This is a genomic window from Prochlorococcus marinus str. MIT 9302 (genome assembly GCF_000759975.1).
In the GTDB taxonomy this organism is placed as follows: Bacteria; Cyanobacteriota; Cyanobacteriia; order PCC-6307; family Cyanobiaceae; genus Prochlorococcus_A; species Prochlorococcus_A marinus_M.
Map to the genome: position 1 here is coordinate 1 of NZ_JNAM01000010.1, position 23,864 is coordinate 23,864.

Annotated in this window: 33 protein-coding genes and 2 rRNA genes; 17 read left to right on the forward strand and 18 right to left on the reverse strand. The window is 30.9% G+C overall.

All coding sequences use genetic code 11. The features are described from left to right. Both EU96_RS04550 and rrf read left to right on the forward strand, forming a co-directional pair. Window positions 1-2,553 (forward strand): 23S ribosomal RNA (locus tag EU96_RS04550); the annotation flags it as partial. A gap of 64 nt (window positions 2,554-2,617) precedes the next feature. Beyond that, window positions 2,618-2,734, forward strand: a 5S ribosomal RNA gene (gene rrf, locus EU96_RS04545). A gap of 43 nt (window positions 2,735-2,777) precedes the next feature. On the opposite strand, the gene EU96_RS04540 is transcribed toward rrf, so the two are convergent. The 4 genes from EU96_RS04540 to EU96_RS04525 all read right to left on the reverse strand — a co-directional run bounded on the left by EU96_RS04540 (window position 2,778) and on the right by EU96_RS04525 (window position 6,179). Continuing rightward, a complete protein-coding gene (locus EU96_RS04540) occupies window positions 2,778-3,659 on the reverse strand; it encodes a DNA-formamidopyrimidine glycosylase (protein ID WP_032526654.1) in 882 nt (293 codons plus the stop codon). Between the two features lie 4 nt (window positions 3,660-3,663). Then, window positions 3,664-3,873 carry a photosystem I reaction center subunit IV gene (locus EU96_RS04535; protein ID WP_032526655.1) on the reverse strand — a complete coding sequence of 70 codons (210 nt, stop codon included), beginning with the start codon at window positions 3,871-3,873 and terminating at the stop codon, window positions 3,664-3,666. Window positions 3,874-3,953: 80 nt separating this feature from the next. Beyond that, complete coding sequence (locus tag EU96_RS04530; RefSeq protein WP_032526656.1) at window positions 3,954-4,715, reverse strand: LysM peptidoglycan-binding domain-containing protein; 762 nt, start codon at window positions 4,713-4,715, stop codon at window positions 3,954-3,956. 72 nt (window positions 4,716-4,787) lie between these two features. Next, entirely contained in the window at window positions 4,788-6,179 is a 1,392-nt protein-coding gene (locus EU96_RS04525; protein WP_032526657.1) for an aldehyde dehydrogenase family protein, read from the reverse strand. 158 nt (window positions 6,180-6,337) lie between these two features. Here EU96_RS04525 and EU96_RS04520 point away from each other — a divergent pair, with 158 nt between their 5' ends. Then, a complete protein-coding gene (locus EU96_RS04520) occupies window positions 6,338-7,228 on the forward strand; it encodes a GNAT family N-acetyltransferase (RefSeq protein WP_032526658.1) in 891 nt (296 codons plus the stop codon). 73 nt (window positions 7,229-7,301) lie between these two features. Here the strand turns inward: EU96_RS04520 and EU96_RS04515 are convergent, their stop codons facing one another. Both EU96_RS04515 and EU96_RS10270 read right to left on the reverse strand, forming a co-directional pair. Then, window positions 7,302-7,553: a DUF3104 domain-containing protein gene (locus EU96_RS04515; protein ID WP_032527001.1), complete on the reverse strand. Its 252-nt coding sequence runs from the start codon at window positions 7,551-7,553 to the stop codon at window positions 7,302-7,304. Window positions 7,554-8,017: 464 nt separating this feature from the next. Then, window positions 8,018-8,155: a hypothetical protein gene (locus tag EU96_RS10270; RefSeq protein WP_193741328.1), complete on the reverse strand. Its 138-nt coding sequence runs from the start codon at window positions 8,153-8,155 to the stop codon at window positions 8,018-8,020. Window positions 8,156-8,528: 373 nt separating this feature from the next. Between EU96_RS10270 and EU96_RS04510 the strand changes: the two genes are divergently transcribed. Continuing rightward, window positions 8,529-8,963: a hypothetical protein gene (locus tag EU96_RS04510; protein WP_032526659.1), complete on the forward strand. Its 435-nt coding sequence runs from the start codon at window positions 8,529-8,531 to the stop codon at window positions 8,961-8,963. On the opposite strand, the gene EU96_RS0109190 is transcribed toward EU96_RS04510, so the two are convergent. Then, entirely contained in the window at window positions 8,960-9,469 is a 510-nt protein-coding gene (locus tag EU96_RS0109190; RefSeq protein WP_032526660.1) for an alternative oxidase, read from the reverse strand. The genes EU96_RS04510 and EU96_RS0109190 overlap by 4 nt on opposite strands. 157 nt (window positions 9,470-9,626) lie before the next feature. Here EU96_RS0109190 and EU96_RS10275 point away from each other — a divergent pair, with 157 nt between their 5' ends. Continuing rightward, window positions 9,627-9,767 (forward strand): hypothetical protein, encoded by a 141-nt coding sequence (locus EU96_RS10275; protein WP_193741329.1) that lies wholly within the window; start codon window positions 9,627-9,629, stop codon window positions 9,765-9,767. A gap of 277 nt (window positions 9,768-10,044) precedes the next feature. On the opposite strand, the gene EU96_RS04505 is transcribed toward EU96_RS10275, so the two are convergent. Next, a complete protein-coding gene (locus tag EU96_RS04505) occupies window positions 10,045-10,353 on the reverse strand; it encodes a hypothetical protein (RefSeq protein WP_032526661.1) in 309 nt (102 codons plus the stop codon). 306 nt (window positions 10,354-10,659) lie between these two features. On the opposite strand from EU96_RS04505, the gene EU96_RS04500 reads away from it, so the two are divergent. Beyond that, window positions 10,660-10,866 carry a hypothetical protein gene (locus EU96_RS04500; RefSeq protein WP_032526662.1) on the forward strand — a complete coding sequence of 69 codons (207 nt, stop codon included), beginning with the start codon at window positions 10,660-10,662 and terminating at the stop codon, window positions 10,864-10,866. Window positions 10,867-10,956: 90 nt separating this feature from the next. After that, the gene (locus EU96_RS04495) at window positions 10,957-11,247 is read left to right on the forward strand and encodes a TIGR03894 family protein (RefSeq protein WP_032526663.1); all 291 of its coding nucleotides are present in this window, start codon (window positions 10,957-10,959) and stop codon (window positions 11,245-11,247) included. 12 nt (window positions 11,248-11,259) lie between these two features. On the opposite strand, the gene EU96_RS04490 is transcribed toward EU96_RS04495, so the two are convergent. Beyond that, window positions 11,260-11,517 carry a hypothetical protein gene (locus EU96_RS04490; RefSeq protein ID WP_241434567.1) on the reverse strand — a complete coding sequence of 86 codons (258 nt, stop codon included), beginning with the start codon at window positions 11,515-11,517 and terminating at the stop codon, window positions 11,260-11,262. 63 nt (window positions 11,518-11,580) lie between these two features. Then, complete coding sequence (locus EU96_RS04485) at window positions 11,581-13,110, reverse strand: phytoene desaturase family protein (RefSeq protein WP_032526665.1); 1,530 nt, start codon at window positions 13,108-13,110, stop codon at window positions 11,581-11,583. A gap of 322 nt (window positions 13,111-13,432) precedes the next feature. Here EU96_RS04485 and EU96_RS04480 point away from each other — a divergent pair, with 322 nt between their 5' ends. Next, the gene (locus tag EU96_RS04480) at window positions 13,433-13,918 is read left to right on the forward strand and encodes a hypothetical protein (protein ID WP_032526666.1); all 486 of its coding nucleotides are present in this window, start codon (window positions 13,433-13,435) and stop codon (window positions 13,916-13,918) included. Window position 13,919: 1 nt separating this feature from the next. On the opposite strand, the gene EU96_RS04475 is transcribed toward EU96_RS04480, so the two are convergent. Then, entirely contained in the window at window positions 13,920-14,135 is a 216-nt protein-coding gene (locus tag EU96_RS04475) for a Nif11-like leader peptide family natural product precursor (RefSeq protein WP_032526667.1), read from the reverse strand. A gap of 95 nt (window positions 14,136-14,230) precedes the next feature. Between EU96_RS04475 and EU96_RS04470 the strand changes: the two genes are divergently transcribed. After that, the gene (locus EU96_RS04470) at window positions 14,231-14,545 is read left to right on the forward strand and encodes a hypothetical protein (protein ID WP_032526668.1); all 315 of its coding nucleotides are present in this window, start codon (window positions 14,231-14,233) and stop codon (window positions 14,543-14,545) included. A gap of 11 nt (window positions 14,546-14,556) precedes the next feature. Here EU96_RS04470 and EU96_RS0109195 read toward each other — a convergent pair whose 3' ends face one another. Continuing rightward, the gene (locus EU96_RS0109195) at window positions 14,557-14,949 is read right to left on the reverse strand and encodes a hypothetical protein (RefSeq protein ID WP_032526669.1); all 393 of its coding nucleotides are present in this window, start codon (window positions 14,947-14,949) and stop codon (window positions 14,557-14,559) included. Between the two features lie 4 nt (window positions 14,950-14,953). After that, window positions 14,954-15,244, reverse strand: coding sequence for a TatA/E family twin arginine-targeting protein translocase (locus tag EU96_RS0109200; RefSeq protein WP_032526670.1), 291 nt, complete (start codon window positions 15,242-15,244; stop codon window positions 14,954-14,956). Between the two features lie 409 nt (window positions 15,245-15,653). On the opposite strand from EU96_RS0109200, the gene EU96_RS04465 reads away from it, so the two are divergent. From EU96_RS04465 to EU96_RS04455, 3 genes are all read left to right on the forward strand, one after another. Further along, window positions 15,654-15,887, forward strand: coding sequence for a hypothetical protein (locus EU96_RS04465; protein ID WP_032526671.1), 234 nt, complete (start codon window positions 15,654-15,656; stop codon window positions 15,885-15,887). 300 nt (window positions 15,888-16,187) lie between these two features. Then, complete coding sequence (locus EU96_RS04460; RefSeq protein WP_032527003.1) at window positions 16,188-16,637, forward strand: peroxiredoxin; 450 nt, start codon at window positions 16,188-16,190, stop codon at window positions 16,635-16,637. 57 nt (window positions 16,638-16,694) lie between these two features. Beyond that, window positions 16,695-16,967 carry a small RNA NsiR4-regulated ssr1528 family protein gene (locus EU96_RS04455; protein ID WP_032526672.1) on the forward strand — a complete coding sequence of 91 codons (273 nt, stop codon included), beginning with the start codon at window positions 16,695-16,697 and terminating at the stop codon, window positions 16,965-16,967. A 107-nt stretch (window positions 16,968-17,074) separates the two neighbouring features. Here the strand turns inward: EU96_RS04455 and EU96_RS04450 are convergent, their stop codons facing one another. Both EU96_RS04450 and EU96_RS04445 read right to left on the reverse strand, forming a co-directional pair. Further along, the gene (locus EU96_RS04450; protein ID WP_032526673.1) at window positions 17,075-17,419 is read right to left on the reverse strand and encodes a hypothetical protein; all 345 of its coding nucleotides are present in this window, start codon (window positions 17,417-17,419) and stop codon (window positions 17,075-17,077) included. Window positions 17,420-17,648: 229 nt separating this feature from the next. Next, window positions 17,649-17,885 carry a hypothetical protein gene (locus tag EU96_RS04445; protein ID WP_032526674.1) on the reverse strand — a complete coding sequence of 79 codons (237 nt, stop codon included), beginning with the start codon at window positions 17,883-17,885 and terminating at the stop codon, window positions 17,649-17,651. 205 nt (window positions 17,886-18,090) lie between these two features. Here EU96_RS04445 and arfB point away from each other — a divergent pair, with 205 nt between their 5' ends. Then, window positions 18,091-18,513, forward strand: coding sequence for an alternative ribosome rescue aminoacyl-tRNA hydrolase ArfB (gene arfB, locus EU96_RS04440; RefSeq protein WP_032526675.1), 423 nt, complete (start codon window positions 18,091-18,093; stop codon window positions 18,511-18,513). A 78-nt stretch (window positions 18,514-18,591) separates the two neighbouring features. Continuing rightward, entirely contained in the window at window positions 18,592-18,840 is a 249-nt protein-coding gene (locus EU96_RS04435; RefSeq protein WP_032526676.1) for a DUF1651 domain-containing protein, read from the forward strand. Between the two features lie 242 nt (window positions 18,841-19,082). On the opposite strand, the gene EU96_RS04430 is transcribed toward EU96_RS04435, so the two are convergent. Then, window positions 19,083-19,952 carry a CPBP family intramembrane glutamic endopeptidase gene (locus EU96_RS04430; RefSeq protein WP_032526678.1) on the reverse strand — a complete coding sequence of 290 codons (870 nt, stop codon included), beginning with the start codon at window positions 19,950-19,952 and terminating at the stop codon, window positions 19,083-19,085. A gap of 17 nt (window positions 19,953-19,969) precedes the next feature. Then, entirely contained in the window at window positions 19,970-20,164 is a 195-nt protein-coding gene (locus EU96_RS04425) for a hypothetical protein (RefSeq protein ID WP_032526679.1), read from the reverse strand. 972 nt (window positions 20,165-21,136) lie between these two features. Between EU96_RS04425 and pip the strand changes: the two genes are divergently transcribed. Then, a complete protein-coding gene (pip, locus tag EU96_RS04420; protein ID WP_032526680.1) occupies window positions 21,137-22,078 on the forward strand; it encodes a prolyl aminopeptidase in 942 nt (313 codons plus the stop codon). Window positions 22,079-22,110: 32 nt separating this feature from the next. On the opposite strand, the gene EU96_RS10280 is transcribed toward pip, so the two are convergent. Next, window positions 22,111-22,284: a hypothetical protein gene (locus EU96_RS10280; protein ID WP_193741330.1), complete on the reverse strand. Its 174-nt coding sequence runs from the start codon at window positions 22,282-22,284 to the stop codon at window positions 22,111-22,113. A gap of 108 nt (window positions 22,285-22,392) precedes the next feature. Between EU96_RS10280 and EU96_RS04415 the strand changes: the two genes are divergently transcribed. Together EU96_RS04415 and thiD are read left to right on the forward strand one after the other, a co-directional pair. Then, window positions 22,393-23,016, forward strand: a complete 624-nt coding sequence (locus EU96_RS04415) for a TenA family protein (RefSeq protein WP_032526681.1) — start codon at window positions 22,393-22,395, stop codon at window positions 23,014-23,016. A 51-nt stretch (window positions 23,017-23,067) separates the two neighbouring features. Further along, window positions 23,068-23,847 carry a bifunctional hydroxymethylpyrimidine kinase/phosphomethylpyrimidine kinase gene (thiD, locus tag EU96_RS04410; RefSeq protein ID WP_032526682.1) on the forward strand — a complete coding sequence of 260 codons (780 nt, stop codon included), beginning with the start codon at window positions 23,068-23,070 and terminating at the stop codon, window positions 23,845-23,847. Window positions 23,848-23,864 lie beyond the last annotated feature (17 nt).

Consider the following 23,864-nt stretch of genomic DNA (forward strand, 5'->3'; position numbering starts at 1 on the left):
TTTGAATGGCGTGCCACAGAGGGTGAAAGCCCCGTAATCGAAAGATAAGTTGACCTAGCTGTATCCCGAGTAGCACGGAGCACGTGGAATTCCGTGTGAATCTGCGAGGACCACCTCGTAAGGCTAAGTACTACTGTGTGACCGATAGTGAAACAGTACCGCGAGGGAAAGGTGAAAAGAACCCCGGGAGGGGAGTGAAATAGAACATGAAACCGTGAGCTTACAAGCAATGGGAGCCCGACTAATCGGGTGACCGTGTGCCTGTTGAAGAATGAGCCGGCGACTTATAGGCACTGGCGGGTTAAACCGGAAATGGTGGAGCCACAGCGAAAGCGAGTCTTAATAGGGCGTTTGTCAGTGTTTATAGACCCGAACCCTGGTGATCTAACCATGGCCAGGATGAAGCTTGGGTGATACCAAGTGGAGGTCCGAACCGACTGAAGTTGAAAATTCAGCGGATGAGCTGTGGTTAGGGGTGAAATGCCAATCGAACCAGGAGCTAGCTGGTTCTCCCCGAAATACGTTGAGGCGTAGCGTCTAGTGCTCCAGCAGGGGGGTAAAGCAACCATTTCGGTGCGGGCTGCGAAAGCGGTACCAAATCGATATGAACTCTGAATACCCTGTGTGTAACTAGGCAGTCAGACTGTGGGGGATAAGCTCCATAGTCAAGAGGGAAACAGCCCAGACCGCCAGCTAAGGTCCCAAAATTAACGCTAAGTGATAAAGGAGGTGGGATTGCCCAGACAACCAGGAGGTTTGCCTAGAAGCAGCCATCCTCAAAGGAGTGCGTAATAGCTCACTGGTCGAGCGATCCTGCGCCGAAAATGAACGGGGCTAAGCGTTATACCGAAGCTGCGGATAAATTTATTTATGGTAGGGGAGCGTTCTATGTAGGGTGAAGCGTTAGCGTAAGCGGACGTGGACAGCATAGAAGTGAGAATGTCGGCTTGAGTAGCGAAAACATGGGTGAGAATCCCATGCCCCGAAACCCTAAGGGTTCCTCCGGCAGGCTCGTCCGCGGAGGGTTAGTCTGGACCTAAGGCGAGGCCGAAAGGCGTAGTCGATGGATAACAGGTCAATATTCCTGTACCAGTTGTGTTTTGAGAAGGGGGACGGAGAAGGCTAACCAGGCCAGATGTTGGTTACTGGTTCAAGCGTTCGAGGCTTTGAGAGATGGAGAAAACATCTTGAGCTAAGGCGTGAGTACGAGCTGCTACGGCAGCGAAGTTGGTGATGTCATGCTTCCAAGAAAAGCCCTATACTCGTTAAGACACAAATGCCAGTACCCGAAACCGACACAGGTGGGGTGGTAGAGAATACCGAGGGGCGCGAGATAACTCTCTCTAAGGAACTCGGCAAAATGGCCCCGTAACTTCGGGAGAAGGGGTGCCAGCGAGAGCTGGTCGCAGTGAAGAGGCGCAAGCGACTGTTTACCAAAAACACAGGTCTCCGCTAAGTCGCAAGACGATGTATGGGGGCTGACACCTGCCCAGTGCCGGAAGGTTAAGGAAGCTGGTTAGCTTTTAGTGAAGCTGGCGACTGAAGCCCCGGTGAACGGCGGCCGTAACTATAACGGTCCTAAGGTAGCGAAATTCCTTGTCGGGTAAGTTCCGACCCGCACGAAAGGTGTAACGATTTGCGCGCTGTCTCGGAGAGAGGCTCGGCGAAATAGAATTGTCTGTGAAGATGCGGACTACATACACCCGGACAGAAAGACCCTATGAAGCTTTACTGTAGTTTGATATTGTGCTCGGGCTCTGAATGCGCAGAATAGGTGGGAGACGTTGAAATAGTGCTCGTGGGTACTATTGAGTCATCGGTGAGATACCACTCTTTTAGAGCTAGGGTTCTAACGCTTACCCGTTATCCGGGAAGCGGACAGTATCTGATGGGCAGTTTGACTGGGGCGGTCGCCTCCTAAAAGGTAACGGAGGCGCACAAAGGTTCCCTCAGGCTGGTTGGAAATCAGTCATTGAGTGCAAAAGCAGAAGGGAGCTTGACTGTGAGACCTACAAGTCGAACAGGGACGAAAGTCGGTTTTAGTGATCCGACGGTTCTGCGTGGAAGGGCCGTCGCTCAACGGATAAAAGTTACTCTAGGGATAACAGGCTGATCTCCCCCAAGAGTTCACATCGACGGGGAGGTTTGGCACCTCGATGTCGGCTCATCGCAACCTGGGGCTGAAGTCGGTCCCAAGGGTTGGGCTGTTCGCCCATTAAAGCGGTACGCGAGCTGGGTTCAGAACGTCGTGAGACAGTTCGGTCCATATCCGGTGTATGCGCAGGAATATTGAGAGGATTTCTCCCTAGTACGAGAGGACCGGGAGGAACGCACCTCTGGTGTGCCAGTTATCGTGCCAACGGTAAACGCTGGGTAGCCATGTGCGGAGTGGATAACCGCTGAAAGCATCTAAGTGGGAAGCCCACCTCAAGATGAGTATTGCCATGGCTTAAGCCAGTAAGGTCACGGGAAGAACACCCGTTGATAGGCTCTACGTGGAAGCTTGGTAACAAGTGCAGCGGAGGAGTACTAATAGACCGAGGGCTTGACCAAATAAACTTAATTTATTGTTTTTAATTTATATAATTTTCTATGCAGTTCTCAAGGTTCATACTATCCTGGTGTTCATGGCGATGTGGAACCACTCCGATCCATCTCGAACTCGGTTGTGAAACGCATCAGCGGCGAAAATATTTAGGGGGTAGCCCCTTGAGAAAATAGCTCAATGCCAGGTAAAAATATTTAAAAGGGTTTACTCTTCAAGAGTAAGCCCTTTTTTATTTTTGGCAATTTGGACACCAATGGGTACTCCTTCCAGCTATTTTTTGCTTTTCAATTAAATTTCCACATTTGCGACATTCTTTGCCAGTTCTCCTATAGACATTTGTTTGTAAACCAAAATTTCCATTCTCTCCTTCTAAGTCTCTAAAATCACTAAATGTAGTCCCCCCAGAACCTATACTTTTTTTTAATACATTAACAATTGATTCTTTGAGACTAATTAACTCATTCTTCTTTATTGTTTTAGCTTCCCTAAAAGGTGAGATTCCTGCCGAATATAAACTTTCATCAGCATAAATATTACCTATACCTGCAACTATTGTTTGATCTAATAAAATAGATTTTATAGACTTTGTTCTTTTGGAAATAACTTTCTTAAGATAATTTGCATTAAAGTCCTTAGAGAATGGTTCTGGTCCTAATGAACCTAATCCTTTGATTATGTTGTTAGGCGATAACCCTTCTTTTATCCACCACATTTGACCAAAACTTCTAACGTCAATGTACCTAAGCTCATTATTTTTTTTATCGAAAACTCTTATTCTTGTATGTTTGCAAGGCTGAGTAGATTTATCAATGAATTTGAAATATCCAGTCATTCTTAGATGAACTACAAGAAATCCGTTATTCTTTGATAGTTTCTCTATAGGAAATTGAATATTCTCATTGTCAAATTTTTTTAGTTCAGCTATTAAATATTTTCCTCTTCTATCCCATTTGTACAAAGTTGAGTTCTGAAGTCCATTAATAAACTCTTCCTTGCTATCAGGAAAAGCTACAGTTGAATCCCTACAGACTTCTACTTTTTTAATAATAAAGTTATTAAGTTTTTGCTCTAAACCTAGGCGAACAGTCTCTACTTCAGGTAACTCAGGCAATTATTTAAGCTTTTTCTAATTCACTTTCAGCAAAATTATTTGTATTCATTCCACCTTCAGTACCACTTATGCCATTGTAATTTACTTTGTCAAATCTAACTACACAGTTATATTTGATACCTGATTCATCAACAGAAGCAACTTTACCTATTTCATTATACCAATATGATTCTGGTCTTTTTACTCTTACGAGATCTCCTCTTGAAATTGCCATTACTTTTAATTTAACTTTTTAAACAATAACCCATCATTAATAGTCTTAGACAAATTATTCACAGATATTAATTAAAAGTTTTAACAAAAATCATTTATTAAGTTATTTTCGAATTCTTCTTTAGCAGGCTTACTTCCCATCCATTTTCTCCCTGGGACTCTAACATCTAATTCATTTGAATTGCAATTTATTGAAAGGATCAGTTTTTTATTTTCTTGATTTAGTACATTTAAAATTTTTCTACCTTTAATTTTTTCAGAAGATTTACTTTGAATAATTATTGGACCATAAATTTGTTTATCTAATTCAAGTAATTCATTATTTTTCTTATTTTTAATTAATTGATAATCTTCTGAACTAGTTAGTTTGTTTTTGCTTAAGAATAGCTTTTGCCCAACTTTTATAGAATCTGGATTCTTGAGATTATTAATTTCTATTAAATATCCTAAATTCAACTTATATTTGTTTGAGATCTCAGTAAGATTTTCACCTATTTGAACAATATGATAATCATTTATTAAACCTGATTTCTTTGTAAAATTTTCATTAGATCTTGATAAAATAAGATTTTGGCCAACAAAGATATAGTTTTCATCTTTTAAATTATTCAATTTAATAATTAAATCTTTATTTATTGAATAGAGTCTTGAAATACTTGAAATTGTATCTCCAATTTTTACAATATGAATTTTTCTTATTTCAGTTTTATCTTCAGTAATTGATTTTTTTTTAGAAATATTTTCGATTTTATTATTTCCTGAATCAATCTTTTCCTCAGACTTTATCGATGAGGTATTAAAAAAATTAATAATGATTGCAATTACTAAAAATACTAATTTCATTAACTTCAATGTTTATTTAAAGATAAGCTCTTAATTCAAAATCGCTAGGGTTTTGAACATAATTTAAGTAATTTAAATCTTAAAAATAAACTTTAAAAATTTCGTTACTCCTTCGTAGGGAGGATACCGAAGATTTAAATCAAATAAAAACCCTTTGAAAGTAATAGATTTTTGATTTGAAAAATTTCGAAAACCTTCCTCTCCATGAAATTTACCTATACCACTATGCCCAACACCTCCAAAAGGTAAGTTTGGAATGAGAACTGGTAACATAACATCATTGATACAAATAGTTCCTGAGCTGGTTACTCTTGAAATATAATTATGGATTTTTTTATTGCCTCCAAATAAGTAAATTGCAAGTGGTTTTGATGTTTGATTAATCTTTTTCAAAGCAGATTCTTTATCATTGATTCCAATTACTGGAAGTAATGAACTGAATAATTCTTTTTGCAAAATATCTTTTTCTTCTAGTTTTGAACTAATAATTGTAGGAGATATTTTTAACTTTTTCTTACTAAAAGTTCCCCCAAATAAAATTCTTTTTTCTTTCTTATATCTTTTAAGAATTTCTAAAGTAGATGAAAACTGCTTTTTTTCTAATTTAGATAAGTTTTTGGAAAGAATTGGATCTTCTCCGTAAAAATTTACTATGCATTGCTTTAATTTTTCTATGAAATTATTTTCAATTTCTTTATCTACAAAGATATGATTTGGAGCTATGCAGGATTGACCAGAATTAAAAAATTTGCCCCAAACAATTCTTTTCGCAGCAACTTCTAAATTTGCATTCTTGAAAATAATTACAGGATTTGTTCCGCTCAATTCAAGAGTTAATGGAGTTAAGTTCTTTGAAGCCAATTTCATAATAGATTTACCTGTTTCGGTACTTCCTGTGAAAAATATATGGTCAAAATTTTGTTCAATTAATTTTATGGATTGTTTATAATCACCCTCTACTGTGAGGAGGACATCTTTTTGGAAATATTTGGATGTAAGCTTTTTAATAAGTTTTGAGGTCGAAGGACATTTCTCTGACGGTTTTATAACTGCAGTATTTCCTGCTGAGAAAATATTTACCAATGGCTTTAAAACGTACAGCAATGGATAATTATATGGACCAAGAATCAAGACACACCCAAGAGGTTCATAAATAATTTTCGAGGATGATGGAAATAGATAAAAAGGTGTATCAATCTTTTTGGGACGCATCCAAGAATTAAGTCTTTTTTTAATCAGTGAAATTTCTTCTTTGACTAAAAGTATTTCAGAAAAGCCTTCAATTTCAGATTTTCCTAGATCAACAAAAAGGGATTTTATTATCTCTTTTTTGTTTTCTTCCAAAAGTTTAGAAACTATGTTGATCTGTTTGATCCTCCATTTGATATCTTCCGTTTTACCTTTAAGAACTGTACTTTTTAAGTTATAGATATTTTCTAAATGAAATTTATCAGAAATTTTCATTTTTTGTTTCTATGAATAGTATTAAATATATCAGAGGATAAATTGTAAATAACTAAAGTTTTTAGCCACTTAAGTTAAAGTGAGTAATTTTTAAGCAAGAATCAAATTAATTAATATTGCCTTTGAATATTCTAATTTTTCCTAGTTAATATATTTCTATGAAAGAAAATTTTTCAATTAGATTGATATCTAAAAATGAAATAAAAGAAATTACAAATTGGGCAAGGTTAGAAGGCTTTTCTCCTGGAATTGATGATGTATTAATTTATAGAAATACAGATAAACAAGGAGTATGGGTTGGCTGCCTCGATAATAAGCCTATAGGTTCCATAGCGTGCATTAAATATAATTCAGCTTATGGTTTTATAGGTTTATTTATAGTAAAAAAAGAATTCCGAAATAATGGATTTGGAGTGAGATTATGGAAACATGCACTCGATTATTTAAAAAATGTTGATTGTATTGGTCTAGAGGCTGCTCCAAATAGATTGAATGATTACCAAAACTGGGGTTTTAGAAAATCTTCAATTACAAATCGATGGAAATTAAATGGTTTTCAAGATTTACCATTGAGCAATTTCTATAAAGATAAATTTCATTCTTTTAAAGTTGTTCCAGGTAATAAAATTTCTTCTGCAGCAGTCTTAACTTACGACGGTCAGAGAGAACCTAGCCCCAGGCCTCATTTTCTAAATGACTGGTTGGAAAATTCTCATGGCAATGTTAGTGCAATTGTCGATAATAATGGGATGTGCCATGGATTTGGCAGGATAAGACCTTGTGTCTTAGAGGATAATAAGCAAGGCTGGAGAATCGGACCGCTTTTAGCTGATACCCCACCACTCGCTGAACTACTAATTAGGGAGTTAGTTGGTGATTTAGATTCCCAAATCTTGTTGGATTGCTCTAATCTTAATCCTTATGCAAATTATCTTTTATCAAGTTTAGGATTTGAGGAAATATCAAAAACTTATAGAATGTATAAAGGTATTCAACCCACCTGCCCAATAAATCAAGTATACGGACTTGCCTGCTTGGAACTGGGATGATTCCCTCTAAAAATTTCCTTTTTGCATTTCGGTTTTTTAATACTTAAAGAAGTTTATTTGGTTATCCATAAGCTTAACTTTCAGAAGTTTTCAAAATATTTTCTACAATATCGGCATTAATTATAGTGATTTCTCCATTATCAATATTGGCTACTTGAAATAATGTCCATGAATTTGGATTTCTAGCTCCTCCAATACAGTCAATAACTTGACCGACCCAATAATTTATATTCTTTTCTGTAGTATCCTCGCAATTTTCTTCATTTTTAATTGCCACATAATCACCAGGCTTAACGAAAAGAAATTCAGGAGTTGCCGAGCTCAAAATAAACAAGTAATAGTACATATTTACTATAGTAGATTATTATTTTTGTTGCTGGAATTTGAATTAATTTGCAAACTAGAGGTAATTTAAAAATAAAATGGAATCTACTGAAATTGCTATCTTTTCAACATTATTGGGGTTAATTTTAGCTTTAACTGACGCTTACATAGAAAGAAATATTCCTGGATAAGATTTGAAATTTATTTTTTAAATTAAGTAAGATTTAAGCTGATCTAATATATCTGCATGGTTAGAAACTAATTTTGTAAAAATTAAATATAATAATCCTCCCATTGCAAGTCTTCCATTGATTTTTTCTAAATGCTTTAACTTTCTAAACAAATTTCTTTAGCGGGTAAATAAAATTTAAAGGCTGTAGAAATTAAAAAAGTATTAATTACTTCAGAATTAAAAAAAAATTACAAATTTATTTAAAAATAATATTTAAAATAAAAGAATTTAATTTAGAGCCAAGCTTCTTTCATCTCAAGATAAAGCCTCTCGCTCTCAGCAGAATTGATTTTGCTGTCAGAATAAGATTGCTGCTGCTGCTGTTGCTGCTGCTGAGTTGAATTAGTATTAGAATTTTGGATTTCACTCATTAGATTTAGATGACTAAAATTATTTGTGTTTATTCTCTCATATTCAGAGCTTTTTTTGTCAATTTAAATTCTTAAATTATATTTAAATTTTGCTCATCTTTAATTTCCCTTTTTTTATTGAAAGTTATTTTGCCACTGTAGTTTTGGTGTATAGGAATTTAACTTCCCAATATACAATTCCTAGGAAGATAGCACTTGCAATAATAATTTCAGAAATAGCTAGCATTTTATTTATCAATACTAATAGAATTTTGGTATCAATTTACACAGAATGCAATAGGTACTAATTACATTTAAGATTTTAAAAAATCTTACTTAATAAAATAAAGCCTCAAAATAATATAAAATTTTAAGTTAGATACTAATTTTATTCGTGGGGAATTTCATAAATACATCAATCCTTATACCTTTAATACCTCTTGTTACAGCTTTATTTATTTTTGTTTTATTAGTAAGTTTTAACAGAACACTTAATAGGTTAACAAAACCAGTCACTGCATTTGTTTCATTATCTTTATTAATTTCTGCTTTTATAAGCGCTTTTGACTATTTCAAGAAAATAGAAGAAGATTTAGTTTTGTCGAAATTTATTAAATATTTTGAAGGAACAAATTTAGTAATGCACCTTAATTTAGTTAATGAAAAAATTATAATTTTTTTCTCATTAATAATGACCTTGGTAATTGGATTATCTTTTTATAAATTACCGAGGAACAAAGGATATGTTTTATTGATGATTGGCCTTGGAATCTTCTCTTCTGCGATAATGATATCAATATTGCTAATAGATTTTTCAGCACTAATCTAAACAGAAGTTAGCATTGACAAAGCTTCATTAAGTTCTCGAACATGATTTAATTCATCTTGAGCTATTTCTTTAATTTTTTGATCATTTGGATTATCTTTTAAATATTTGGAGTAAGTTTTAAATGCATGTTCTTCTATTTTTATGTTGACATCATAAGCATTGGCTGGAGAGAAAAAATAATAAAAAACCATGATCCAGTAATAAACAAGCACAAGGTGTCTAGCAAAAAATCTATCAATCCAAAACCTATCTCCTCCTCTTTTCTCCATTTCCTTAAGATGCTCAGTTTCGTTAATAGCCTGATAAAAATGTTCTTTCATTAAAAACATTGTTTTATCATTTTTAATTCCGAGGGATTCTTTAAAATGAAGAACTGACAGAAATGCAAAATAAGGAGATCTAGCTATTACTTCTAAAACCCAGAATCTTTGTAAATTTCTATTAGTGTAAATAAAGTCTAAGAAGTTGACAGTATTATTTAAAATGAAAGAATTTAGCCTCTTCATGAATTTCACTTTTCTTTAAGTATAATTACTTATATCGATTTAGAGGTATATATTTTTTAAGTAATTAACCAAAAATTAATATTTCTAATCTAAGAATTATTATCTACCATTGAAAAAATTTATTTTCATGCATTAATTGGGTAGATAAAAACTTTATATGACAACAACTGAAAAAATTGCGAACGCAAAAAAAAGGATTGATGAATTAGAAAGACTTATAAAATTTTGGAATAATTCAGAACAGGATGAAACAAAAATAGCAAATTTTCCAATCAAAATTGAAAATAAAGTTGCTTAAGATAATGATGGTTTAGGTTGATTACCTTTTATGAATTTTGAGTGATTTAGTATCTTAAAGTATACATATATTATTTTCTATATAAAAATAGAGCAATTAAACCTATTCTCAAAAATAGTAAGGAGGAAATAATCTAAAAGAAAAATCTATATGCAAAGCGTTTCAAAAAATTATTTAGTTCCCATTAAATTTTTGCCCTGGATTTTTTGGGTGATTATATCTTTAGCGAGTATATATTTGTTTAAAACAGCCTGGGTAAGTTGACTATATAGGGATCTTAACTTCTTCTTAACCAATCAGGTGCTCCGCCAAACCAGTCAGATATATCATCTTCATTTGGGTTGAAATGATTTTCTTTGTAGAGCCCATCTATCCCAAATGATTGTAAAAGGGAATCAATTCCACTATCGCTTTTTACAACATTCCTCCTAAAGCTGTTAGCTTTCTTTAGCCAAAGAGCAATTGTAGAATTGTGCTTAGCAAATTTCTCGACATATATTCTTTCTTCTAATGAAATTGATTTGTCATTTGCAATTCTTTTAATTATTCCCTGAATTTTTATTCTTTTTTGATTACTCAGAAGCATTTTAAAATCAAATTCTTATTACTTTTATAGGAACGATGATTAAAAATATCTTGTCAATGTGAATTCCAACAAATTATTTATTTTAAAGGGTTTTCAGCAAGAAAAGTCTTAAGACACTAAAAAAAGGTATTAATAAGTAATGCATGATACGTTGATTCATATATGAAACTTATATATTTTATGATTTAGATAAGAAAAGAAAATTTAATTAACTCCCAAAGACGTTTGAGTGGGTAATTAAAGCGCGGAAGTTATTGCATTATAGTAAATGTGTACTATTATTGGTACAAACGTATTATAGGGTTTATGAAAGTGATCTCATCTTCTCCTTATGCCACTTTTAATTCAAAAGAGTGGAATTATCTAGTAAGTAAAAATGAAAAGTTTGAAAATACTCCAATTAAGATTCAAAAGAAATTTCATAGAACTTTTACCTTAAAAAAGATTGAAAAAGATAAACTTTTGCAAGAGAAGAATGAATTGCATCAACAAATGCAAATTGTATTCGCGTAGAAAAATTTCAACTAACAATCTTTTTATTGAATATTATTTTAAGAGATCCAATTGTTTGTTAGATTAGTATAAAGACAAGAAGGTTTTAATTTGGCTGTAGATCGAGAGCTTTTAAAAGAAGTTACCCAAGAACTTTGGAATACTGTAAAAAAATTAAGACCAGAAATTGATAGGCAAACCCGACTTCAATTAGTTTTGAAGGCCTTATTGACTATTGGAGATTTGCCAGATCAAATGCAGGCCGCAATGGTAGTAGGTGTTTGTGCAGAAATGGACAAGAGTGATATTGATAATGTTGAAACTAATTCTCAAACAAAAGATTCAAGCGGAGTTGACACTTCTACAGGAAGAAAAGTAGTTAGAAGAAGTTCAGCTAAATAAACTTTAAAACGATCATCCTTTAATATTCTTTGATTCGTTTTTATTAAGTCGATTGAATAGATAATATGAAATTACAAGTAATAGAGGAACAAATATTGAATGTAAAGTCATCATTAATTCTGTTTGACCCATTCCTATAAGATTTGACTCGCTTGGAAGTTGCTCTGACCAAGTGCCAACCAAATGCCAGGCTTGAGGAATTGATAAGAAAAACATATAAGAGCTATAAGTTAAGTTTATGTTCAGATAAAGATTATCATTATTGAACATTTCTGCTCTCTTTATTCTTATTTCTTAACTAAGTATTTGTAGATTTATAAAAAAGGACTTGATTCATAAATTTATTTTTTTAAGAAGAGTTTTAAATTCTTTTTTACCAATAATTTTTTCAGCTGCATAAGCACCGCTTGCAGAAACAGCTGGAATTCCGATACCTGGAAATGTACTTGCACCGCAAGTAAATAAATTTTTCACTGGAGTTTTGCATCCTGGGGAAAGACCTCTTGCTGCAGATAATGCTGGACCATAACTACCGCAATGGGTATTAGTGAATTTTTTATGAGTAATTGGGGTCCCTAACATCTTTAAATCTATCCTTTCATCTATATCAGGGATGAATTTTCGCACAGAATTAAGGAATATTGAACATCTTTCTTCTTTCATATTTCTATACGCTAGTTCTTTTGGATTTAGGTTTTCCCAAATTTCCCATGGTTCATTTGCCGGAGTATATCCATGAAGAACATGTTTCCCTTTAGGGGCCATATTTTTATCTAAAACAGATGGGATTGAAAATACAGCTATATTTCTTTCTGCGTTTATACCTTTCTCCCACTCATCAACATGTATCGCATGTATCGGCAAATTTTCAAGACCATCAGCATCAAAACCTAAATGTATATGAAGGAAAGAATCGCATTTATTAGGATCTAAGACCTTTGGCTTCCATTTTTTTGAGACTTCATTTGGAATTAACTTTTTTAAATTCCAAACATCAGTATTCATTACAACAGATTCACAACTATAAGTGGAACCATTATCAAGGGTTATACCTGCCGCTAAATTTTTATTGAAGTTTATTGTCTTAACTCTTGAAGAGAGTAATAATTCTCCTCCATTTTTTTTAAATCCATTAATTAAGGCTTTTACAATAGATTCACTGCCTCCTTTGGGGTATTCAAGGTAGGAATTTGGTTCAAACCATTCGTTAAATAAAGTAGCCATAGCAGCTGTATTTGTATCATGCATTGACATACCACTTATCAAAAAGCTCAATAAATTAACCCAATTCCTGAGAAAAGGATCTTCTAAGTGATTATTTACTAAATTCCCAAAACCCTTATTAATTTTTGGTATTTGTTTTATATTAGGTAAGAATTTTGAGGTTAAATTTATTAGATCTAAGAAATTTATTGATTCAGGAGAAAACGAGAGTAAAGGTATTTCATTTATAATTTGGCTAAGAGGTTTTATTCCAGAAATAAATGATTCCCATTCTTTAACAGATTTCTCACCTCTTAAAGTTTTTATTATTTTTTTAAAAGGTTCTTCCCCTACATCAAGATTAAAATTGCCTTCTGGGACTATAACTTGCCACCCTTTGTACTGAAATAGTTCAACTTCTTCATCAAGTAATCTAAGAATTTGCCCTAAGGGATTAGTTGTTGGCCATTTACCTATCCCACTCCATAGGGAAGGTCCAGACTCAAAGGTGTAACCTCTTCTTTTGAAACTGTGAGCAACACCTCCTGGTCGAGAATGTGCTTCACAGATAAGAACTTTTTTACCTGATAAAGATAGAATTGAACCACAACATAATCCACCTATACCACTACCTACTATTACAACATCATATTTTTGCATTAAATATTGATTTTATTTTTTCTTATAAAACTAAATAGCTTTAAACGAAAGTATTTGTTGAAGTTGTAATACTTAGTACAATCGCGAGGAAGAATATATAAGGAACCACTTTGAGAGGTACGTATCCTTGGCTTTTAGAGATGAAATCCATCGATTTAGTTATATTTTGTAATATATTAACGAGATATTGTTCCTTATGTGTGCTAAATCTCCTTTTTTTTTGAAATATTTCGAAACAAAGAAATTTTTCATAGGATTCATATAACCAAGAACATTTTTTCTGAGGTTTTCTTAGTATTTAGTTCTTAGATTGAAATTTATTATGAAGGACTTCCCTGACATAAAAGAGTTAAAACTATTAGAAAAAAATTCTCAAAAGAATGGTAGCGGAATAGTTTATGAGGAATTGTTAGGAATATGGAAGTTTCAGTATGTGTGGGGAAAAGAGTTAGATGAAATAAAAAATATACCTAGTTCGATTCTCCAAGTATTATCTGCAAAACTAGAATTAAAAAAGAAAAATAAAGAAGATCAACTTAATTTCGAAATAAAAAATTCAATTAACCTCGGATTATTAAACATTATCTTTAGAGGCAGCGCCGAGTTAAAAGGGCTTAGACCGTTGTTAACTTTTTATTTTGAAGAATTGAAGATTAGTTTTAGTAATTTTCCAATATTTAGTAAGGAATTAAAAAAACCTGAAGATAAGAAAATGCCTTTTTTCTCTCTTGTAGGAATTAGCACTAAAGATAAATGGATGTGTGCACGAGGCAGGGGCGGCGGGCTCGCAATATGGGTTAAGTCTTAAATTAGTGGTATTCCCCTGGATGATCTACTTTTCTTACGGTTACTTTTTCAACTTTTTGTCCATTAAATCTTAAGAGATCATCTCCTGAAAAATCATATCCCAAGCCTTGACCTATTAGTGCTACATCATCTGCTGTAGAAGAAGATGTAACCTGCTTTTTTAAGTCTTCATCAGACTGCATCTTAATTAAAAATTTTCTTATTTCAGAAAAACTCATCACTATAATTTGATTGATTGATTGATTTTAAATAATTTATAAAAATCTTGTTCTTTTTAAGAACAAGATAAATAGATAATTATTATAATATTTCTATGACTTACCTCTTTCTTTATGTAGTTGGAATAATTCTTATATGGTGGACTTATCGTGTTGGTTGGCTTGAGGCACTCAAAACAGTAGTTAAAGTTATAGTTCCATCTATACTTATTGTTTTATTTAATATTAAGGCTGGAAGATTACTTTTTAAAAGTCCTTTAGTTGGCTTATTAAGCGCTTTTCCCACTTCTATTTTTATTTTTAGAGGTTCACTACCTCTAGTTAGTTATATTAATAATTGGATCGAAAAAAAAATAAATAAGTATGATTCGGAAGTTATAGATACTGATTCTGTCCCTTTGGATGACTAGATTAGTTTAATTTAATCAAAGCCAAGAAATAATTCTTTGTGTACAACAAGAACATCAAATAAAGTTGTTCCGTGAATAGGGCTTAAAGGAATTTTGTCTATATTTAGTGCTTCTGCGCAAATTAAATGAGCATCCCATTTTGTATCGTGATCACTAATTTCAATTGACCACTCGATTACTTTGTTGAAATGATCTGGCATCTCTGAACCAATTTTTCTGCATATTTGACATAGAATTGTCAAAAGAGGAGGCTTTGATGGTCTTTTTAAATCTTTAATAAGACTTGGTTGTGTGAAAATGCTTGTATAGCGGATGTAGTCTATTAATTCATATTCTTCTTTAGTAAGAGCTGCTTGAGATAATGCTCTTTCAAATTCGTCTATGGGGGTTATGGGCCTATCCAAGATATTAGTTGTTGCTGTTTTCTTTCTTTGAAAGATTCATGTTTTCTGAATTAAGTTTTTCTTGATCAATTTCATTCGTTTGACTGCTTTTTATAGATTTAGGCGATTCCTCTTTGTCTTCTTCGTTCATAACTTGATCGATTTCATTTTGAAATTCATTCGACGCTTTTTTAAGACTTTTCAATGTTTTGCCAAGCTGTTTTCCTAATTCTGGAAGCTTTTTTGGACCAAAAATTAAAAGAGCTAAGATTAGTATTACAGTAACTTCAGGCAAACCTACACCAAAAATATTCATAGCTGATAACTAATTACTAATTAGGAAATCTATTATTAAATATAGTCAAATCATTTAAAAATTTCATTCTTGGAATAGCTTTATTAATATTAAAAAATTTTGAAAAATATCATTGTTACTAATACCCCTTTAAAGAAAACGAGCCAAAGTAATTGATAATCACTCAACTTGAATTTTTTTTTATACCAATTTATAAAAGTTTTGTGTTTTTCGATTAATTTTCTTATTTTCACGGAGATAATTTTTTAATGTCACTTATTTTACCTTAATTTCTTGTATCATTATTTTAAAATAATCCTAGATTTCTATCAAATTAGAATATTCTAAAAAATCCTTATCTTATTTTTTCTAAACTAATTTTGTTGCTCTGTTATTGAAACTAATTGCTAAATATCTAAATTAAAAAAAAATGAAGTCCTTATTTATTATTTTTTACCTAAGTTTTTTAATTTATCCAGCTGAAGCGGTTACAACAAAAATGTTTAAAGTATTAGATACATGTGCAAGATATCGACTTGGTGAGATTGATTCTAATGAGGCCATAGAAAAATTAAAATTAAGTAATTCTTCTACTAATCAGCCAAAGGATCTAGTAAGAAAATATTGCTCAGTATTTACTCCAAATGAAAAGATTGAATTTTAATCTTATTAATACAAATTAAATATCCGTTTTTGAATAATCTTTGGCCTTGTTTTGTACTTCTTTAACTTTTTTAAAAGTAGTTATTTTTAAATTAAAAATAACTCCTAAAAAAAGAATTAGAAATAAAAAAATATAAATTATTAATTACATAATATTGAATTAATAAATTAAACTTAGTGTATTTATCTAATTTTTTAGTATCTTTTAAAACATAAAAAGGGACTTTTACATTAGTTATTTGATTTGAAGGCCACAAAAGAATCAAATTTATACTTAATATGTAGATTTATAATTGATATTTTGCAGATCGGAGATAAAATTCCAGACTTTACTTTACTGGATCAAAATGGAATTAAAAGATCAAATAAGGGATTAAAAAATCCTCTCGTTTTATTTTTTTATCCAAAAGATGATACCCCAGGATGCACCATAGAAGTTTGCGGATTTAGAGATAAGTATGACTTATTTAAAGTCTTAGGTTCTCAAGTTTGGGGAGTAAGCAATGGAAGTACCTCAAGTCACTTGGCATTTGCCAATAAAAACAAGTTACAGTACCCTCTACTTTGCGATACCAATAACTCTCTCAGGAAAACTTTTAAAGTTCCTAATGTATTAGGTTTTATGGATGGCAGAGTAACTTATGTTATCGATCGAAATGGAATAGTTAGACATATCTTTAGAGATTTATTGAATGGTCCGGAGCACATCAAAGAGGCCATTAGAGTACTAAAAGAAATTCAAAATAAATAAATATAATTCTCTATGTTTGTTTTTTGTTTTAATATGGTTTTAGCATTTATTTAATCTATGAAAAAAATGGGAATGCAAGCTGTTGATTTGGCTATTGAAAATGGAGTTGATCTTGACGGTACCCCAATCCCTACAAAAATGCTAGATTTATATAATCGAATAATGGATGAGGAGAATAAAAGACAAAGAAGTGGCGTTAAAAAATCAATGAGAAATAGATGCGTCAAAACTGGTTCTAAGCATTTTGATCAAGAAACTTTGAATCAATTATTGATTGACTCAGGATGGGAAGGTCTTAAAGAAAAGGAAATTTTATTTTTTTATAATTAAAAAACAAAATAAACTTTAAAGTCTACTTTAAAAAATTTTTAGGTTGACTTTATACTTAAATTAAAAATGAGAGATAATTCAATTTTTTCTCAGACCTAATTTTTGAATTATTTAAACCACCCTTTTTTTTTAGAGGGCTTTATTTTTTCTTTTTCAGTCTTTATTTTTTTACTTGCTTGTTTGAAAGCTAAGTTGGCTTCTATAACCGTAACTATTGATATAAAAAAAAGACCAGAAATTCCAATTATTTGTTCTCCTCTAGAAGGTTCTGAATTTCCTTGTAAAAAAAATCCTAAAGCGAACCATGAAGTAGCAGCAGCTATTGTTAAAAAATAGGGCTTCCATCTTCTTTGGTATAAGTAACCGGATCCTAAACCAGGAAGAAAATTCAAAAATGATGCTACCCAGCCTTTTGAAGATGCAATTATCTCGTCTCTTGAGGGATTAGACATTAAAATTAGGTATTTATTAGATGTACATTTATGTAAGCAAAAGATATGGCTGCGCAAATCACCCAACTAAAGGGTAGGAACATTCTTATTTTTTCTTTATTATTTTCCATTTATTAATTATGTAAAATATTTTAAAGATCTGTGGATTAATGGTTATCTTAAAACTAGAAAAATTAAAAAAAGACGGCTAATAACCGTCTTTTAAAAAATTAATTACTCTAAAAATTAATTATTTATTTTTTGAAGCAGAGAGTAATTTAAGTTCTTTCTTTACCTCTTTTTCTCTCTCTTCAAGATGTTTTAGTTGAGCTTTAAAAGCATCTTCAAGTCTTACTCTTTGAGTTTTAATTTCATTAAGTTCTTCTTGATGTTGGTTTTTCTTTAGCTCCTTCATTTCACTATCAGAAATAACATATATTTGGCGATATGAAGGTGTTTCAAAAAGAAGATCAAGCATTGAATACATAAGTGACCTTTGAATTAGTACAAATCTAATATCTGATAATTATTTGAAATGTGTAAGGATAAATACCGAAGATATTGATACGGCAAATACACCGAATTTCGGTTTACCTAACATAACCGGCCAGTATTTACCGATCAAATTTTAAGGAATGTTTTAAAGTATTTAAGAGATAATTCTAAAAAGTCTAAATTTATAAGAACTAAAAATGGATTTAATAATTACTAAAACATTAGTAATCCCATCTAAGGAAATTAAGTGGCGATTTTCCAGATCCTCTGGTCCTGGAGGGCAAAATGTAAATAAAATTGAAAGTAGAGTAGAGATTATTTTTAATTTAGAAGATTCAAAAGTCTTAAATGATTATCAGAAGGCAATTCTTAAGATTAATTTGAAAAGCAAATTAGTGAATAATAGTTTATGTTTAGCTGTTCAAGAACACAGAAATCAATTATTAAATAGGCAGTTAGCTTTAATTAAATTTAGTTCAATTATAAGAGGCGCATTAAATAAATCATCTAAATTAAGAAAATCTACAAAACCTACCAAAGCATCACAACAGAAAAGAATTGAGTTTAAGAAAAAACGAGGCAAGTTGAAAAAAAGTAGACAAAAAGAAAAAACATATTAATCATAAGAAAACTAAATAAATATTTTCCTCGAAAATTCTAATGAAAGCATATGATTAGTTTAATTTCATTTCGGTTTATTGAATTCAAATAATGATTTCTGGTTAATTGACTCCAATTCTGTAGGAGTGATGCGTTTCTACAAAGATAAAGAGCATTCTGATAGATCTATTACTTATATGTTTATTGAGGAAGGAATCATTATGGGAATTCATGGAGATAATCCACCTTTAATGAAAACTAGAAAAAAAATTGTTATTGAAGAGGCAAGATTATTATGGCAAAAATTGTTAAATGAAGGTTGGCAAAAAACTAATAAAAAATGGTGAGAAAAATTCAAAAAAACTTTTTTAAATTTCAGGAAATAAATATTCCTTTTGGATATAGCTTTCAAATTTCATATTGTTGTAAAAATCCCCTTTTTTGATGTCGTTTTTATATCTTCTCAACATAATTAGATAGTTTGTAAATCCAAAAAGTACTAAAAAGAAATAAATCTTATTCCTGCCACTAAGTTCATATGACTATTAATGTTTTTTTAATCTGACAATTATTAATCAATAATCAATCGCTATTTATATCTAATTAAAGGATCTAAAAAAAACCTCTTTGATTTTAAGAAATAAAAAAGACACAACAAAAGCAATATTAAAATTGCGCTAAAGCTTCCTATTGGGTTTGGAATATTTTGTGTAAAAGGTCCTGCTAAAAAAGAAGGCGTATTTTCTTTGAATTCAATTAATCCGTTGTTTATAAAGAACCAAATACCAACAAGTCCTCCATGAATACCTATGCAATTCCACAATGAGCCTTTATCTCTAATTCTTACTAATGATAGAAATATCCCGAGTAAAAAAAATCCTAAACGTAATCCAATAATGTTCCAAAATATCTCATTTGATAAATGATGAACTAAGCTAAAAGCTAAAGCTTGTAAAGTAATTGCTATTTTTGTTCCATATTCAAATTTTAATTCTTCTAGTAACCACCCTCTAAAAATTATTTCCTCTGCGAATCCAACAGCTAATCCTAGTACAATAGAATTTAATAATATTCTAGGCGAGAATTCACCTATCCAAGAAATAAAATTATTTTGCAATAGTGGTACCAAAATTAAAATTATTAAAACTAAAGAAAATAAAATACCTTTTGAAAAATCGACAAAGTTTTTTAATAATTTGTGTTTAGTTATCCCGAGAAGTACCCATGTACTTGATATGTTCCATCTTATATAAAACCAATATGGGACAAAAAAGATAAAAAGTAAGAAAGTAAAAATAGTACCAATTAAAGATAAATTTTCTCTTTCAAAATCAAGAAATAATAACGGCTGAGATAAAATCCAACCAATACCATAAAGAATTGGAATAAAAAATATAGTTGATAAAAATCTTGGTCTTAAAAGAAAAAAACTTTTAGTGAATTTTATTAAATTTTTCATTTGTTTTGAATATTAATTTATCCCCCTTTGCCTTTGATTATTCTGAATACTTGTTCAAAAAGAATTGACTTTTTCTCTTTACTATAATTTATATTTTTTGAAAGATCAGATAAATCTCTATAAAATCCAATAGTTATTTTGTCTTCTTTTTCACTAGGCCATAATAAGTCTGAGACCTTTTTATATTTTTCTTTATAATTTTCTGTATTCAAATTTTTTTATATCCTAATAATTTAAATTCTACTGATTGCAAATGATTAAAAGTGATGTTTATTAAATTTGTGTATTTATTTAAATTTATGGCTATTAGTCTTTCTACGTTAATTTTTACATTATTATCCCCATTACTTATTTTTGCAGTAATAGTGTCTGTTTACTTGTTTCATTAGGATAATATTTATCTAATAATAAAAATTAATTTAAGGGTGTATTATCCCTGCTTTTTCTAATGCGAAAGATAAGACTGCAATTATCGCCATTAGAGTTAGAATCTTGTTCTTATTAATGAAATCCATAATAAACATTAAAAATTTATTTATTAATTTTATATATAAGATAGTAGGTAATTAAATATTATAACAGTCCTAATAGAAGCTATTTTTGTAGGAGATTAAAACCAACTGATAGTGATAAAAGAATAATTTATTTTATTTTATTTTATTAAACTGAATAACAGAAAATTGTAGACTTTAATTTTTCCATTTATCTATAAAAAACAAAGGATCATTAAAATCCTCTTACAGATTAAGAAAAAAGTAAATCAGCATATTTACGGATTTACTGAAAACAGAAAAAGAAGTAATTTATAAATGTTGAGTTAGGAGGCAATCTAAATGATTGATAGTCCGCCTGAAATTTAGCAAATTCCAAAATATAGGAAGCGTATTCCTGAGCATGGGATTATTCGAAAATTAAAGTTCAATCAATTAGTCTGATAAGACTTCGCTTTATAATTACTAGCGATATTAGGGACTCAATTTATCGAGAAAAATCCCCGAATTCACGTATTCAAGGTTTATGAGTAAATAGACTTTAAAATATGTAATTTTATATCCTTTAAGAAGGAAATGAGATATTAAAAAAGGACTGCTCAAGCAGTCCTTTTTTATTTTTAAGAAATTATTTCTAAACTAGACTTCTTTTTGGATAATATTGATTTATAAAGTAATTCAAAATATTTGAAAATGACATATAGAGTCTTGTTTCCGCAAATTGAAGTACGTGAAAAGGGGTTTCTAAAAGTTAGTGATATTCATACTATTTATTGGGAAAGATCTGGCAATCCAAATGGCAAAAAAATACTTGTTATTCATGGAGGTCCAGGAGGAGGAAGTCAACCAAGATATAGAAGATACTTTGATCCAGATAAATTCGATATTATTCAATTTGATCAAAGAGGTTGCGGATCCTCAACCCCTTTCTCTGAATTAAAAGAAAATACTACTAATTATTTAGTTGATGATATTGAGAAATTAAGGATCTTATTGAAAATAGATAGTTGGCATCTTTTTGGTGGATCTTGGGGCTCAACACTTTCACTTGTATATGCAATTAAAAATCCCTCAAGAGTTATGAGCTTAACTTTGCGAGGAATATTTTTATGTAGAAAATTTGAATTATCATGGTTCTATCAATATGGTGCAAGTGAGATATTTCCCGATGAATTTGAAAAATATATTGCTGTAATACCAAAAGAAGAAAGGAATGATTTAATAAGTTCTTTTTATAAATATCTAACATCTTCAGATGTGGAGCTTAGATCAAGAGCAGCAGCAGCTTGGACAAAATGGGAACTCTCAACTAGTCATTTAATCAATAAAAAATTCGATTTTGATAAGTCCCAAGTTAATTCTTTCTCAGATGCCTTCGCAAGGATCGAATGTCATTATTTTATTAATAATATTTTCTTAGAAGATGATTTTATTTTGAAAAATATAAAAACAATAGAATCGATACCAACAAAAATAATTCAAGGAAGATATGATGTCGTATGCCCTGTTAGGAGTGCTTGGGATCTAAATAAGAAATTAAAGAATTCTGAATTAATTATTGTTAATGATGCTGGGCATTCAATGAGTGAGAAAGGTATAAGTATCGAATTAATAAAAGCTTTAAAAGGAATTTAAAATTTCTAATAAAATAATAATTTTTTTTACAATCAAATTCCATTATCTTCAATATTTTGGGCTATACTCCTAAGAAGTTCAACGATATCAGAATCTTCGCATTTAGTATCCTCCTTAAGCAAAATGCACTCGTCTCTAATACTTAGATTAGTACTCCACCATATACCTGAACTATTGGTATCGTCCCATTCAAATCTTTCAGACATAATTGATTAAATCTAATTAAAACATTAAAGCTTGCATTACTTCTTCGTGGATTTATATACTTAATTTCAAAATTAAAAAATTTTTGAATAAATAAAAATCAAAAAAAAATGAGAATAACAAAAATACTTTGGGAGGATAATTATGAAATCGCTCTACTAAATTTAAATACAAAATTTGTTCAAGGGTTAAAAACTGGAAGTCTCCCTAAAAATATATTTAAAGAATATTTAGCTCAAGATTATTTTTTTTTAGAGACTTTTGCTAGGGCATATGGTCTTGCCGTTTCTAAATCAAAAGATAAATATTCCATAAGGAAGTTAAGTGAACTTCTAATGGGTGTTTCAGAAGAGTTAATTCTTCATGAAACTTATGCAAAAGAATGGGGTATTGATTTGTCTAATAACTATATAAAAAAAGCTACTAAAAATTATACAGATTTTCTTGATGATACGGCTAAGAGACTTAGCTCCATTGAAATAATGTTTGCAATGACTCCATGTATGCGACTTTATTCTTGGATAGGAAAAAGTTTATATCAAGAGGATTTTGATGATAAATATAAAGAATGGATAATTACTTACTCTGATGAGGGCTTTGAAAATTTAGCAAATTCACTAGAAAATCTTATTGAGACCAACAAAGAATCATATGATATTAATCAGGCAAGATATTTATATAAAAAAGCAATGGAATTGGAGTTGGATTTTTTTAATGCATATTCAGATTTCTAATTTAAATTTAGAATATTTTTACGATATTTATAAATTCTATTTAATCAAATTATGTATTCTAAAATTGCACTTTCAATAGGTGGTAGTGACTCTGGAGGTGGAGCAGGTATCCAGGCTGACCTAAAAACTTTTATGGCCCTTAAAGTACATGGATGCTCTGTTATTACATGTATTACCGCACAAAACAGTATTGAGGTTACATGCGTTGAAGCAGTAGACAAGAATACTTTATTAAGTCAGTTAGATACTTTATTTTCTGATTTTGGTATTAATGCTTTAAAAACTGGAATGTTACTTAATGAAAGGATAATTGATGATACTGCATCCAAATTAAATACATATAAAATAACCAAAATTATTGACCCAGTTATGGTTACAAGAACTGGGTCTAAATTATTGGAAGATTCTGCAATTAATGCTTATAAGAAGCTCTTATTACCAATTGCAGATTTGGTAACCCCAAATATTTATGAAGCAAATCTACTTTCTGGTTTGGAAATTAGGAGTAAAGAAGATATCGAAAATTCCGCAATAAATATTATTGGGATGGGAGCTAAAGCAGTACTTATAAAAGGTGGCGGTTTAATAGATATGAAAGGTAAAGATTTTTTCCTTGATTTAAATGGTAGAAAAGAGTGGTTGTTTAATAATTTTATAAATACAAAAAATACACATGGTAGTGGGTGTACATTAAGTGCTGCTATTTGTGGTTACAAAGCTTTAGGTTTTGAGCTACTCGAATCCATACAAAAAGCAAAATTATTTGTTGAAAAATCTTTAGAAAATTCTTACAAAATAGGATCTGGCCCAGGTCCCTTAGGTCATCATTAATTATTTATAAAAGAAAG

Excerpts from the sequence above, each read along its gene's own strand:
- EU96_RS04470 (WP_032526668.1), top strand. The coding sequence starts at position 14,231 with ATGACTTACCTCTTTCTTTATGTAGTTGGAATAATTCTTATATGGTGG.
- EU96_RS10270 (WP_193741328.1), bottom strand. The coding sequence starts at position 8,155 with ATGAGTGAAATCCAAAATTCTAATACTAATTCAACTCAGCAGCAGCAA.
- EU96_RS0109200 (WP_032526670.1), bottom strand. The coding sequence starts at position 15,244 with ATGAATATTTTTGGTGTAGGTTTGCCTGAAGTTACTGTAATACTAATC.
- arfB (WP_032526675.1), top strand. The coding sequence starts at position 18,091 with ATGGATTTAATAATTACTAAAACATTAGTAATCCCATCTAAGGAAATT.
- EU96_RS10275 (WP_193741329.1), top strand. The coding sequence starts at position 9,627 with ATGACAACAACTGAAAAAATTGCGAACGCAAAAAAAAGGATTGATGAA.
- EU96_RS04480 (WP_032526666.1), top strand. The coding sequence starts at position 13,433 with ATGAAGGACTTCCCTGACATAAAAGAGTTAAAACTATTAGAAAAAAAT.
- EU96_RS04525 (WP_032526657.1), bottom strand. The coding sequence starts at position 6,179 with ATGAAAATTTCTGATAAATTTCATTTAGAAAATATCTATAACTTAAAA.
- pip (WP_032526680.1), top strand. The coding sequence starts at position 21,137 with ATGACATATAGAGTCTTGTTTCCGCAAATTGAAGTACGTGAAAAGGGG.
- EU96_RS10280 (WP_193741330.1), bottom strand. The coding sequence starts at position 22,284 with ATGTCTGAAAGATTTGAATGGGACGATACCAATAGTTCAGGTATATGG.
- EU96_RS04465 (WP_032526671.1), top strand. The coding sequence starts at position 15,654 with ATGAAGTCCTTATTTATTATTTTTTACCTAAGTTTTTTAATTTATCCA.
- EU96_RS04535 (WP_032526655.1), bottom strand. The coding sequence starts at position 3,873 with ATGGCAATTTCAAGAGGAGATCTCGTAAGAGTAAAAAGACCAGAATCA.
- EU96_RS04490 (WP_241434567.1), bottom strand. The coding sequence starts at position 11,517 with ATGTTCAATAATGATAATCTTTATCTGAACATAAACTTAACTTATAGC.
- EU96_RS0109190 (WP_032526660.1), bottom strand. The coding sequence starts at position 9,469 with ATGAAGAGGCTAAATTCTTTCATTTTAAATAATACTGTCAACTTCTTA.
- EU96_RS04455 (WP_032526672.1), top strand. The coding sequence starts at position 16,695 with ATGAAAAAAATGGGAATGCAAGCTGTTGATTTGGCTATTGAAAATGGA.
- EU96_RS04500 (WP_032526662.1), top strand. The coding sequence starts at position 10,660 with ATGAAAGTGATCTCATCTTCTCCTTATGCCACTTTTAATTCAAAAGAG.
- EU96_RS04430 (WP_032526678.1), bottom strand. The coding sequence starts at position 19,952 with ATGAAAAATTTAATAAAATTCACTAAAAGTTTTTTTCTTTTAAGACCA.
- EU96_RS04505 (WP_032526661.1), bottom strand. The coding sequence starts at position 10,353 with ATGCTTCTGAGTAATCAAAAAAGAATAAAAATTCAGGGAATAATTAAA.
- EU96_RS04520 (WP_032526658.1), top strand. The coding sequence starts at position 6,338 with ATGAAAGAAAATTTTTCAATTAGATTGATATCTAAAAATGAAATAAAA.
- EU96_RS04415 (WP_032526681.1), top strand. The coding sequence starts at position 22,393 with ATGAGAATAACAAAAATACTTTGGGAGGATAATTATGAAATCGCTCTA.
- EU96_RS04530 (WP_032526656.1), bottom strand. The coding sequence starts at position 4,715 with ATGAAATTAGTATTTTTAGTAATTGCAATCATTATTAATTTTTTTAAT.
- EU96_RS04475 (WP_032526667.1), bottom strand. The coding sequence starts at position 14,135 with ATGAGTTTTTCTGAAATAAGAAAATTTTTAATTAAGATGCAGTCTGAT.
- thiD (WP_032526682.1), top strand. The coding sequence starts at position 23,068 with ATGTATTCTAAAATTGCACTTTCAATAGGTGGTAGTGACTCTGGAGGT.
- EU96_RS04485 (WP_032526665.1), bottom strand. The coding sequence starts at position 13,110 with ATGCAAAAATATGATGTTGTAATAGTAGGTAGTGGTATAGGTGGATTA.
- EU96_RS04445 (WP_032526674.1), bottom strand. The coding sequence starts at position 17,885 with ATGTATTCAATGCTTGATCTTCTTTTTGAAACACCTTCATATCGCCAA.
- EU96_RS04450 (WP_032526673.1), bottom strand. The coding sequence starts at position 17,419 with ATGTCTAATCCCTCAAGAGACGAGATAATTGCATCTTCAAAAGGCTGG.